Origin of the sequence: Rhodococcus qingshengii JCM 15477 (assembly GCF_023221595.1) — a bacterium.
GTDB lineage: Bacteria > Actinomycetota > Actinomycetes > Mycobacteriales > Mycobacteriaceae > Rhodococcus_F > Rhodococcus_F qingshengii.
On the sequence record NZ_CP096563.1, the window covers coordinates 3,078,256 to 3,090,517 of the forward strand.

Here is a 12,262-nt window from a genome sequence, read left to right on the forward strand (position 1 = left end):
CCCATCAACTACACAGTGTCGTTGGGGCCGTGCCGGGTGACTGCTCCGATGTGAGGAGTGGAAGTGTCAACTACAACGATTCTCGACGTTGCCCAGCAGAACCTTGCCAACAAGCAGGTGAAGGCATCAACCGTCTACCACTATCTGAGCACTCTGCGATGCCTCGAACTGTGTGAGGTACCGATCGAACAGGCAACCGTGGGCTTTCTGCACAACCGCCTGCAAACCGTGCTGAACCAATCCACACGCAACAAGCATGCGATTGCACTGCGTTCGATGCTCGGTGTGCAGCTCAAAGTATCCAAAGGTCAACCACGGATCTACACACTTGCTCCGCTGACGACCATTCACCAGGCGATCGAATCGTCACGATACAAAATGTACGGCTTCTCAATGCTCTACGCTGGACTTCGTTTGGGCGAATCTGTTGTGAAGCAACGTATTTCGGGAAATGTCTTGCTCGTAGATCGGCAAATGCTACCGAACGGAACACTTAGTTCAGCGAAGTCATCCGGTCCGGTCGTAGTTCCTGAATGGTTTGCAGCGGAGTACGCGCAGTGGAATCCGAAGGTCACCAGAAATACTGTGTACCTCGGTCTGCAACGAGTAGGACGTAACTCAAAAATCGAAGTCACTCCGCATGCACTACGGCACAAGTTCGCAACAGAACTGGTCAACAACGGCTGTTCACCGGAGATTCTGCGTAGACAGCTGCGACACCACAGTGTGCAGACTTCGTTGAAGTTCTACGTACAAACCACAACCGATGACGTAGAAGCGCAAGTCAAACGAGCATTCGGGTAGCTACTGCTTACGGCAGACGGAGAAGTCCGTCTGCCGTTGCTGCGTAGTCCTATTTTTTGGCATGTAATGCTTTCTCTGATTAACAAAATTGGCTGTCTGGTCAATCTGTACCCGCCAGTGAATCTGATTAATCTGAACTGCTCTCCTGCGACGTACTCCAAAATTGTAACGACTGGTCTGTTCCGGCGATATAAGGACAAACCTAACGAAACGGGAGAAGCATGGACAAGAAATTTCTCGGCCTACTTGGAGTTCTGGCCCTGATCACAGTCTTAGCGCTCGGCGTTGGTTGGCTGAACAGCAGCAGAGACGACGATCAGAACACTGTGTACATAATTCGTACAGTCGAACCAGCCAATGCAATCGAAGGAAACGCCAAGTTCGTCGAATGCGTGAAGGTCATAGCTGCTTTTTCTTCAGACGTATTTCGATCTGTAGTGATCTAATTAATTTCGCGTGACATTTTGTCAACTCATCTATATCTATTTCCGCATCTCTTTCATCTTCTATTATTCCTTCTGGGCTCCTGAGTCTGACGAATTCTCCGTCTTCGCCGGGATAAAAGAAACTACGCTGAAGCCTTTCAATGCATAGGGCACTGTTCGTGTGGAGTTCGATAATTTGATCGGCAGATCTTAGAATACTATTCTCTGCACAGATTTCGATCTTGTGGCGAGCCGCCATCATGTCTCTGAGCGCTTTTCTAGCCTCGTCAGGCACTGTGTAGGTTGGCGGGATTGTGAAACGGTCATAGAGTCCGCTAACTGTAGTTATATGATCGCGACGGGAAATCGAGGACGCTACTAGCGCTGAAACAGCTTCCAGCAGTGCCGTACGACGCCAGCCATCAAGGTCTCGTTTCTTGCTGAAGTAATGCACGGCTAACCAACCACCGATTGCGATCAATCCACCGATGACAGCAGCGATGTAGACGTGCCAAGGTGTGCCGCTGGAAAGGCTGATTTCGTGAACGATCACGTTCTGTCTGAGCATGGGAACCATTCGCTGATCGTAGGTTCTGTCATCTATGCAGGTCAGACACGACACGCTAAGTCAGTTCAACTGCACATGTTTGTGAGTATGCAAAGACGTCGAACACTCGTTCACACGCACTGCGAGGTGTGCATGCTCTGCATGCTCCGGGCATTTCAAGGCATTAAGTATGGTGGGCGACACGCCTACATGTCGAAGACCTCGGCGCGCTGAACCCGGTCAGCCTGCAAATTTCAACGATGTAATTCACTACATCTCGCGTTATGTGTTTCTGTCGGCCACTAGGTGTAGTGTTTCAATCACCGAAAGCCCCGGTACCAATCCGGGTGTCGGACTGGAACGAGGCTTCGCGGCTTGTGGAACTTTCGACGGTTCACCTGTCAACGTAGTCTTCTCCAACGATTTTGGCAAAAGATGTCAAGATCGTGTCTGCCACAGAGCTTTTGGTGGGAAGGCCATAGAAATGGCTGCCAAGAACAACCGAGTCGTCAGCCCCAACCCAAAGGGTGGATGGGATGTGAAGGGCGCTCCTGGAAGCAAGCGCGCCAGTGCTCACACCGACACTCAGAAGCAAGCGATTTCCAAGGCGAATCAGATCGTGGGCAACGCTGGCGGCGGTGAAGTTTCGATCCAGGGCAAGAACGGTCAGATTCGCGAGAAGAACACCATTGCTCCTGGTAATGACCCGAGCAACGTCAAGGGGTAATTTGTAGTCCCAAACACCCGGTTCGGCCGAACCGGGGTGTTTGTCGTTGTGAGATCATCCGAATATTCGACTGCTATTGTGCAGTGGAACGTACAACTACATGCGGTTATCCGGCATACACACGATTCACCACGCCAACGATCGTAGTTCCCCATCAACTACACAGTGTCGTTGGGGGCAGTTCGCATCAGTTCGCGCGAACTCGCACGATTCCCGAGATCGTTCCCTGGAAGTACTCGCCCGACTCGGTGATGAGTGCCGACATCTGAAGGGTGTCGTTGAGGATCGTCGACGGCAGTGGAGTCGAACCGATCTGCGACCCGTCCTTCGAGTCGATCACCGCGAAGGAGTAACCGTCCAGCGGAGAGGTGTTCGGAGCACCGTCTCGTGTCACGGTGTAGATCGAGCCGTCAGCCGTCGAGAGGTGGGGTACCGCGGAGCTGCGGATCGTGTTGTCCCACACGACATGGCAGCCGACCGGATCGATGTCGACGCGCGTCATTCCGCCGTTGAAGGGTGCCGTGGCGGGGACCGCTGGACCGGCACCTTCAGGAGTCGTGGGGTACGGGTATCCGTAAGTGCCGGCGACGTAGACGGAATGACCGATGCCGACGGGGGAGTTCTCGCTGCCGCTCGGTGAGCCGTCCTGGCTGGCAGCGGACAACACCGGCTGCGTGCACACCTCGGCGCCCGTGTCAGCGCGATAGACATGCAAGCTCACTGTCGGGTGGGCGTTGTCGACGATGGTCAAGAAATCGCTGCCCGTCGACGGGCCGAAGTATGTCGGCGTCGATCCGGTTCCCCAGCTGAGCTGACCCGGATTACGGGCCGGCCCGCGGTCGTACGGCTGACGCCAGTCGATGACGACCTCGTCGCCATTTCGCTTCAGTTGGTAGAGCGCGTGGGTAGTTGCGACGGCAGTGCCCGTCGGGGAGGTGGAGATGCTGTTCTGCACCTGTTCACCTTCGGGGAGTGCAATGCTGTGCGCGATTCGATCCGCGCCGACATACCCGACGGTGCCGTGCCCGGTGGCGAACCAGACATTGCCTTCCCAGTCCGGAGCGAGGCCGGTGACGTTGTCGTCGGCGGCAACCGCACCACTGAGATCGATGACATCCGCGAGTTCCAGCCGCCAACTGCCGTCCGGATTCTGCGCATGGGAAATGCGGACCAGTTGACGGTTTCCGTCGACGGCTACGAGACGGTTCTCGTTGTCGAGGTAGGCGTAGACGCCGCCGAGCAGACTGCCCTTCGCGAGCGGCAGTTGTGCTACGGATCTACCCAACGGCGTGGCGTCGGCCTTCGGATCGATCAAATGGATGGTCGGGATCTGGCCGATCATCGTCGTGCAGAGCGAGACGACCATGCCGTCGGAACCCTGGAGGACCGTCGGGCAGGCGGCCATCATCGGGAAAGCAGTCACCTCGTGGGGGCCGGTTCCTGGACCGGGCAGCGGAGTGACGTCGGACGAGCCCGCGTCACCGTGCATGGTGGAAGTACCGACGGGACCGAGGTACGGATTTGCAGGTGCGAGTGGACCGGACACCGAAGGGGTCGCCGTTGCGGGTCCGGCACACAACATGACTGTTGCGGCCACACAGCCGACGATCTGAGCTGTCCGTCGTGTACTCACGTGAACTTGAACCACCTTGCTGCGCAGACTCCGGCCACTGCGGCCCAGATGAGTAGTACGAGAATCGAGAACCAGTCCATCGAGGTGTCGAGGGTCGCTTCGAGTGCGTGTGCGAGAGCGCCGGACGGAACAATGCGTACCAGCGTGTGAACGGCGGTCGGAAGTTCGCCGCTGGCGAAGACCACACTGCCGATGCCCACCATGATGAACCACAGGATGTTGGCGAGAGCGAGAACGATCTCTGCGCGCAAAGTACCGCCGAGCAGGAGGCCAAGCGCTGCAAATGTGACAGTACCGATGGCAATGACCACTGCGCCGAGTACAAGTTCGACGAATGACGGACGCCATCCCAACGCCAAACCGATAGCGCCGAGCAAGAGTGACTGCAGAGCCACGACGATGATGACGGCAGCGCTCTTGCCTGCGATGATTCCCCACCGCGGTAGCGGCGTTGCACCGAGTCGCTTGAGCGCGCCGTATCGGCGGTCGAATCCGACGGCGATGGCCTGTCCGGTGAACGCCGTCGACATCACGGCAACCATCATGACACCAGGGAGCACGGTATCGACCCGAGAATCGCCCAAATCGCCGATCGGAAGTAGACACAGTCCGATGAGCAGGGTGATCGGGATGAACATGGTGAGCAGCAATTGCTCACCGTTGCGGAGCAGAAGAGTCAGCTCCAGTTTGGTCTGCGCCGCCAGCATCTTGGCCGCCGAATTGGGGCGGGGATCCGGCGAGAAGGTGCCTGGCTCGAAGCGGTTCTCGGCGAGCCGTCGGTCTCTGGCAACGCTGATGGGACTGCTCTGGCCGTTCGACGCTGTTTCGTTCATGACCTTGATCTCCGTCATCCCCTCAGTTCCCGGCCCGTCAATTCGAGGAAGACGTCTTCCAGACTCCGTTGATCGACGCGAATGTCGTTGATCAGCACGTCCTGATCGGCACACCACGTTGCGACAGTCGCCACGGTTGCCGGATCGATTGCACCTTCGACGACGTAGGTGCCGGGGTTGGATTCCTCGATGCGGAACCCGGCGAGTGAACCGGCCAGCGAATCGAGGCTCAAACCGGGAACCGTCGTCAGACGGAGTTGTCCTTCGGCGCCCTTGCTGGTGACCTCCGCCGGCGTTCCCGACGCGACGATCTTGCCGTGGTCGATGATGACCAGTTCGTCGGCGAGCGCTTCGGCCTCGTCCATGAGGTGTGTGGTGAGCAGGACGCTCACGCCGTCGCGTCGCAGAGCGTCGATGAGTTCCCACACGAGTAGACGTGCCTGAGCGTCGAGGCCGGCGGTGGGTTCGTCCAGAAATACCAATTCGGGACGGCCGACCAGCGCGCACGCCAGGGACAGTCGTTGCTGCTGGCCTCCGGAGAGGCGGCGGTACGGGGTCTTGCGCGCATCGGTGAGGCCGAGTTTGGAAAGGAGCCAGGCGGGATCGAGCGGGTCGGCCGAGTATGCGGCCACGAGGTCGAGCATTTCCCCGGCCTTGGACCCGGGGTACGCGCCGCCGCCCTGCAGCATGACACCGATTCGCGAGCGGACTTCACCGGAGTCGGCGATGGGATCGAGACCGAGCACTCGAACCGTGCCGGCATCGGGGGTGACAAACCCTTCGCACATCTCGACGGTGGTTGTCTTACCGGCTCCGTTGGGGCCGAGCAGGGCAACTACCTGGGCCGTCTCGACAGTGAGATCGATACCGTCGACGGCTCGAACACCGTCGAAGGACTTGACGACACCCTGGATCTGTACCGCCGGCGTCGACGATCTGGAGGCTCTCGAGGTCACGGGGAATCAGCGTAAGCCCCCGCCGAGTTGTCTTCGTCTACCGGTCCGCCTTTCGTGATCTCCGCTACTGGCTTGTCGCTACGCCAAGGGAGTGAATTGCGGGTGAAGACGATGAGCGTTCCGGCGGTGAGGATGGTCGCGATGACGGCCTGCACGATCATGAACGGAAGGTATTCGGCGCCGTTGGACATCAACATGACGCTGACGATCGAGGTGAAGACGACGGCAGGGATGCGGAAAATCGGCGCGGTGGCCCACGCCGCCAACGGAAGGATCGCCCACAGCAGGTACCACGGCTGAACGACGGGGAACAGGAGAACGATCGCTCCTAGTGCGATGCCGAGTCCACCGACCGGGTGTATGCGGCCCATGTACACCGAGATCATCATCCGTGCGGTGACGAGCATGGCGACGAGAGTTGCGATGGGCCGCGTGATCGTGAGGATCGCCGTCGTGTGATCGCCGAGTCCGAGTAGTACACCGGCCAATCCCGTGCCGACGCCCAGGAGCGTCGGGATGGACATCCAACTCCGGACTGCGGTGGCGGTGTCGAGGGTGTTGATCCAACCCATACCGAGCCCACTGGCCACGCTGATGACAAACGTGACGACAGCGGCAACGATGCCCAGGAGGATCGCGGCTCCCGCCAAGGCTTTCCAGGTTCCACCCCAACGCCGGGCCAAAGCCATGCCGACAAATCCCAGTGCAAGCAAGGACGGAATTTTGACGGTCGACGACAAGGCGATCAAACCTGATCCCGCAACGAGATAGAACAGCGCTCGCCCACGGATGGGCCCGGACCCTTCGACTGCGCGGAGGGCGATCTCGATTCCGGCGAGCATCAACCCGAGCATGAGTGCTTCGTTGTGGATGCCGGCCACCAAGTGGAAGAGCAACAGTGGGTTCGCGGCACCGAGCCAGAGCGAACTGACGGCAGAGACACCGCATCGCTTGGCCAGTCGCGGTATCGCCCACACGATGAGCGCGACGCCGGCCAATGCGAGCAAGCGGTGCAAGAAGATTCCGGCCACGATGTTGTCGCCGGTCAGTGAGCTGATCCCGCGTCCCAGCCACAGGAAGAACGGTCCGTACGGAGCCGGGGTGTCGCGCCAGATCGTCGGAACCGTGCGGGTGAGAACGTGGTCGACGCCCAGTGCCGCCTTGGGGCCGATGGCGTACGGATCGAGTCCACGGGCCGCGATTTCGCTTTGAGCCAGATACGAGTAGACGTCGCGGCTGAACATCGGCGGTGCGACCGAGAGCGGCAGGATCCACAGCAGGAGTGTGCGGTCCAACTGGGAACGGGTCATGCGCCGCGGTGCGCCGGAACGGCTGCGTATGTCCCCGACTGCAAATCGGCCCATCATCAGCCAGGCCAGAACGACGAGCACGGTTCCGGTCATCGTCATGGTGAGTGAGACCGTCGGCATACGTCCGGGAAGGCTGAGGACTCGAAGTCCTGCGGTCGGATTCTGCAGGACGGGTTGTGCGCCGGCGCCGAGCGCTCCGACTGCCATCAAGACCGCGCCAGTTGCGCCGAATCGGCGAATCCCTCGCAGTTGTGCGGTTTCCTTCGCGTTCAGGCCCGGGCGCTCGTCCTCGTCGCCGTGCAGCACGGCGGCCATACTCTGCCGGGGAGCGGAACCGAAAGGCCGAACGCCGATCGTGGAAAGCGCGAGTGCCTTGGGTTTTTCCAGCAGGATCGCGCGCGCCGATCGCGCGGTCGTCGTCTTCTCGGGGGTCTGCGGCACACCAGGCAGCGTAGCGGCTCGATCCAGCCGGACAGACAAGCACAAACAACGTGCGTTGTCCGGATATTCCCGAATGTAATGCAGGTTGCCCTTAGTAGACCTGTGAAAAGAATTCCGTCACACTTGTGTTGTGAAAAGAAATGCGTCAGACCCTCGAAGCAAGGAAGTTGCAGGTCAGCCCACTGTAGCGACCTCGCCTAGTGCTGCCGCAAATCCGGTGACGGTGAGCGTCGAAGGCCAGACCCGGGCCGCAGTGGTCAAGCTGCTACTCGAAGAAGGCCCCATTACCGCCTCCGAAATCGGCACGCGCCTCGGTTTGAGTGCCGCAGGTGTCCGACGTCACTTGGACGCTTTGATCGAGTCCGGGGAAGCCCGAACCGCTTCGGCGGCGTCGCTGCGTCAGCGTGGACGAGGTCGTCCCGCCAAGCAGTTCCAGATCACCGCGACCGGTCGAGGCCGCCTCGGCCACACCTACGACGATCTGGCGGGAGCCGCGATGCGGCAACTCCGTGAAATCGGCGGAGACGCGGCAATCGAGGAGTTCGCCAAGCGTCGGGTTCAGGCGATCGTCGGAGACGTCGAACCGGCTGATCCGACAGATGTCGACAACGTCGAGGCGACAGCGGACGCAATCGCCGAAGCCTTCAACGCGGTGGGGTTCGCGGCGTCGACCCGGCCGGTCGGCAACGGCGTGCAGATCTGCCAACACCATTGCCCGGTTTCCCATGTGGCAGAAGAGTTTCCGGAACTGTGCGAGGCAGAGCAGCAAGCATTCCGGCAATTGCTCGGGACTCATGTTCAGCGTCTGGCGACCATCGCCAACGGTGACTGCGCCTGCACGACGCACGTGCCCCTCGTGTCCACCGGGAGTAGATGACCGGACCAGAGTGTTCTACAGAGCGTTGCCACCGTGCAGCGTTCGAATAGAGATTTTTCAGCTAGTTCTTCAAAGTCAGAACTGCTCGACCACAGCGACCAGCCCTCGCTGAGCCCGAGCAGCCGTCAAGAAACAAGACTCCGGAAGGAGCTCGCATGACCGTCACATCAGACCAGGCGACTACCACTGCGGCAGCAGGCACCGAGCCGCTCACGCAGGAAGAGACCATCGCGTCCCTCGGTCATTACGGCTACGGCTGGTCCGATTCCGACGAAGCCGGAGCCAGCGCGCAGCGCGGGTTGTCCGAGGCTGTCGTGCGGGACATCTCCGCCAAGAAGAGCGAGCCCGAGTGGATGCTCGACATCCGCCTCAAGGCGCTGCGCACCTTCGACAAGAAGCCGATGCCGAACTGGGGCAGCGACCTCGAAGGTATTCACTTCGACAACATCAAGTACTTCGTCCGGTCCAGCGAGAAGCAGGCCGAGTCGTGGGAAGACCTGCCCGAGGACATCAAGAACACGTACGACAAGCTCGGCATCCCCGAGGCGGAGAAGCAGCGCCTCGTTGCCGGCGTCGCAGCTCAGTACGAGTCCGAGGTCGTCTACCACTCGATCCGTGAGGACCTCGAGGAGCAGGGCGTCATCTTCCTCGACACGGACACCGGTCTCAAGCAGCACCCGGAGCTGTTCAAGGAGTACTTCGGATCGGTCATCCCGGCCGGCGACAACAAGTTCTCCGCGCTGAACACCGCCGTGTGGTCCGGTGGCTCGTTCATCTACGTTCCGCCGGGAGTCCACGTGGACATCCCGTTGCAGGCGTACTTCCGCATCAACACCGAGAACATGGGTCAGTTCGAGCGCACCCTGATCATCGTCGACGAAGATGCCTCCGTGCACTATGTCGAGGGTTGCACCGCGCCGATCTACAAGTCCGATTCACTGCACTCGGCCGTCGTCGAGATCATCGTGAAGAAGGGCGGCCACTGCCGCTACACGACCATCCAGAACTGGTCCAACAACGTCTACAACCTGGTGACCAAGCGCACCAAGGTCGAGGCCGGCGGATCCATGGAGTGGGTCGACGGCAACATCGGCTCCAAGGTCACCATGAAGTACCCGGCCGTGTGGCTGATGGGCGAGTACGCCCGCGGTGAGGTTCTCTCCGTTGCGTTCTCCGGCGAGGGCCAGCACCAGGACACCGGCGCCAAGATGCTCCACCTCGCGCCGCACACGTCCTCGACCATCATCAGCAAGTCTGTCGCCCGTGGTGGTGGACGTGCGTCGTACCGCGGTCTGGTGCAGGTCAACAAGGGTGCCCACGGCTCCAAGTCGACCGTCAAGTGTGACGCTCTGCTGGTCGACCAGATCAGCCGAAGCGACACCTACCCGTACGTCGACATCCGCGAGGACGACGTCACCATGGGTCACGAGGCCACCGTTTCGAAGGTCAGTGACGATCAGCTCTTCTACCTGATGAGCCGCGGACTGACCGAGGACGAGGCGATGGCCACCATCGTGCGTGGATTCGTCGAGCCCATCGCGAAGGAACTCCCGATGGAGTACGCGCTCGAGCTCAACCGCCTTATCGAACTTCAGATGGAAGGGGCTGTGGGTTAGTGACCACGCCAGAGACCGGAGTCATCGGAGCTGTTGCCGGGGAGAACCCGACCGCTCCTGTAAAGGGTGCAGCCACAGGCTCACCCATCACGAACAAGGGTGAGCAGTTCTCCTCGTTCGACGTCAATGCTTTCGAGGTTCCCGGCGGACGTGACGAGATCTGGCGGTTCACCCCGCTGCGTCGCCTCCGGGGATTGCACGACGGCAGCGCCGTCGCCAACGGACAGGTCACCGTCGAGGTCGACGGCGGAAGCGACATCACCGTCGAGACCGTCGGCCGTGACGACGCACGTCTGGGCAAAGCCGGCGTTCCCGCTGATCGCATTGCAGCGCAGGCGTATTCGAGCTTCGAGACGGCAACGGTCATCTCGGTTGGTGCCGAGGTCGAGGTCGAGAAGCCCGTTGTGGTCACCATGACCGGCCCCGGAGTCGACAACGTCGCCTACGGACACACCCAGATTCGTCTGGCGCAGTTCGCCAAGGCGACGTTCGTGATCGACCAGCGCGGCAGCGGAACCTTCGCGGAGAACATCGAATTCGTTCTCGGTGACAGTGCGCAGCTGACTGTGGTGGCCATCCAAGACTGGGCGGACGACGCAGTTCATGTGACGTCACACCACGCTCGCCTGAACCGCGACGCAGTGCTTCGATACACCTCGATCAGCCTGGGCGGCGACCTGGTGCGCCTGTCCGCCACCGTCAAGTACGACGGACCGGGCGGCGACGCCGAACTGCTCGGCCTGTACTTCGCCGACGCCGGCCAGCATCTGGAACAGCGTCTGCTGGTGGACCATTCGCAGCCCAACTGCAAGTCCAACGTGGTCTACAAGGGTGCGCTTCAGGGCGATCCCGGATCCGGCAAGCCCGACGCGCACACCGTGTGGATCGGCGACGTTCTCATCCGCGCCGCAGCGGAGGGCACCGACACGTTCGAGCTCAACCGCAACCTGGTGCTGACCGACGGCGCCCGCGCCGACTCGGTTCCGAACCTCGAAATCGAAACCGGTGAGATCGTCGGGGCCGGCCACGCAAGTGCAACGGGACGTTTCGACGACGAGCAGCTGTTCTACCTGCGTGCTCGTGGTATCCCGGAGGATCAGGCTCGTCGTCTGGTCGTACGTGGGTTCTTCCACGAAATCATCAACAAGATCGCTGTTCCCGAGGTGCGCGATCGCCTCGAAGCCGCAGTCGAAGCCGAACTCGCAGCCGTCGGCTCCTGACCGCCCCGCCGGCGACACCACCCCGTCGCTACGCTCGCCCGCCTCATCTTGAAGGAATTTCATGTCTACCAGTGACAACACCACCACTTCGGTCCTCGAGGTTCGTGACCTGCACGTCGAGGTCGCCAACTCCGATGCCAACGCCGAGCCCATCCAGATCCTCAAGGGCGTCGACCTCACGGTCCGCTCGGGGGAGACCCACGCGATCATGGGCCCCAACGGCTCCGGCAAGTCGACTCTGTCGTACGCCATCGCCGGTCACCCCAAGTACCAGGTCACGTCCGGCTCCATCACCCTCAACGGTGAAGACGTCCTCGCAATGAGCGTCGACGAGCGTGCGCGTGCCGGGCTCTTCCTGGCCATGCAGTACCCCGTCGAGGTTCCCGGCGTTTCCATGTCCAACTTCCTGCGCACCGCCGCTACGGCCGTGCGAGGCGAGGCTCCCAAGCTGCGCCACTGGGTCAAGGAAGTCAAGGAAGCCCTCAGCGAGCTCGAGATCGATGCCTCGTTCATCGAGCGCTCGGTCAACGAAGGTTTCTCCGGTGGCGAGAAGAAGCGCCACGAGATCCTGCAGTTGGGCATGCTCAAGCCGAAGATCGCGATCCTCGACGAGACCGACTCCGGCCTCGACGTCGACGCTCTGCGCACCGTCTCGGAAGGCGTCAACCGCTACAAGGAGCGCGAGAACGGCGGCGTTCTGCTGATCACGCACTACACGCGCATTCTGCGCTACATCAACCCCGACTTCGTTCACGTGTTCGTCGGTGGCCGCATCGTCGAGTCCGGTGGACCGGAGCTGGCCGACGAGCTCGAGACCAACGGCTACGTTCGTTTCACCGCGGACACCGCAGCTACCCAGGGAGCGTAATCACG

The 12,262-nt window shown here is 60.7% G+C and carries 11 protein-coding genes; 6 read left to right on the top strand and 5 right to left on the bottom strand.

Annotated features, from left to right (window positions below; genetic code table 11):
- Positions 1-198 precede the first annotated feature (198 nt).
- Positions 199-804 carry a site-specific integrase gene (locus M0639_RS14245; RefSeq protein ID WP_081557854.1) on the top strand — a complete coding sequence of 202 codons (606 nt, stop codon included), beginning with the start codon at positions 199-201 and terminating at the stop codon, positions 802-804.
- A gap of 399 nt (positions 805-1,203) precedes the next feature.
- Here M0639_RS14245 and M0639_RS14250 read toward each other — a convergent pair whose 3' ends face one another.
- Entirely contained in the window at positions 1,204-1,806 is a 603-nt protein-coding gene (locus tag M0639_RS14250; RefSeq protein WP_156525081.1) for a hypothetical protein, read from the bottom strand.
- A gap of 454 nt (positions 1,807-2,260) precedes the next feature.
- Between M0639_RS14250 and M0639_RS14255 the strand changes: the two genes are divergently transcribed.
- Positions 2,261-2,503 (top strand): DUF2188 domain-containing protein, encoded by a 243-nt coding sequence (locus M0639_RS14255; protein WP_064075319.1) that lies wholly within the window; start codon positions 2,261-2,263, stop codon positions 2,501-2,503.
- 187 nt (positions 2,504-2,690) lie between these two features.
- On the opposite strand, the gene M0639_RS14260 is transcribed toward M0639_RS14255, so the two are convergent.
- The 4 genes from M0639_RS14260 to mptB are packed head-to-tail and all read right to left on the bottom strand — an operon-like array spanning position 2,691 to position 7,676.
- Positions 2,691-4,085 carry a hypothetical protein gene (locus tag M0639_RS14260; RefSeq protein WP_230793247.1) on the bottom strand — a complete coding sequence of 465 codons (1,395 nt, stop codon included), beginning with the start codon at positions 4,083-4,085 and terminating at the stop codon, positions 2,691-2,693.
- Between the two features lie 47 nt (positions 4,086-4,132).
- On the bottom strand, positions 4,133-4,969 hold the full coding sequence (locus M0639_RS14265; protein WP_371714638.1) for an ABC transporter permease: 837 nt from the start codon (positions 4,967-4,969) through the stop codon (positions 4,133-4,135).
- Positions 4,970-4,983: 14 nt separating this feature from the next.
- Positions 4,984-5,925, bottom strand: coding sequence for an ABC transporter ATP-binding protein (locus M0639_RS14270; protein ID WP_007727917.1), 942 nt, complete (start codon positions 5,923-5,925; stop codon positions 4,984-4,986).
- Positions 5,922-7,676 carry a polyprenol phosphomannose-dependent alpha 1,6 mannosyltransferase MptB gene (gene mptB, locus M0639_RS14275; RefSeq protein ID WP_003944776.1) on the bottom strand — a complete coding sequence of 585 codons (1,755 nt, stop codon included), beginning with the start codon at positions 7,674-7,676 and terminating at the stop codon, positions 5,922-5,924. Before mptB ends, M0639_RS14270 begins: the two co-directional genes overlap by 4 nt.
- Before the next feature lie 217 nt (positions 7,677-7,893).
- Between mptB and M0639_RS14280 the strand changes: the two genes are divergently transcribed.
- The 4 genes from M0639_RS14280 to sufC all read left to right on the top strand — a co-directional run bounded on the left by M0639_RS14280 (position 7,894) and on the right by sufC (position 12,257).
- Positions 7,894-8,553 carry a helix-turn-helix transcriptional regulator gene (locus M0639_RS14280; protein ID WP_003944857.1) on the top strand — a complete coding sequence of 220 codons (660 nt, stop codon included), beginning with the start codon at positions 7,894-7,896 and terminating at the stop codon, positions 8,551-8,553.
- Between the two features lie 155 nt (positions 8,554-8,708).
- Positions 8,709-10,169 carry a Fe-S cluster assembly protein SufB gene (gene sufB, locus M0639_RS14285; protein WP_003944799.1) on the top strand — a complete coding sequence of 487 codons (1,461 nt, stop codon included), beginning with the start codon at positions 8,709-8,711 and terminating at the stop codon, positions 10,167-10,169.
- Positions 10,169-11,389 carry a Fe-S cluster assembly protein SufD gene (gene sufD, locus M0639_RS14290; protein ID WP_042919809.1) on the top strand — a complete coding sequence of 407 codons (1,221 nt, stop codon included), beginning with the start codon at positions 10,169-10,171 and terminating at the stop codon, positions 11,387-11,389. Before sufB ends, sufD begins: the two co-directional genes overlap by 1 nt.
- Before the next feature lie 61 nt (positions 11,390-11,450).
- Entirely contained in the window at positions 11,451-12,257 is an 807-nt protein-coding gene (gene sufC, locus M0639_RS14295; protein ID WP_064075318.1) for a Fe-S cluster assembly ATPase SufC, read from the top strand.
- Positions 12,258-12,262 lie beyond the last annotated feature (5 nt).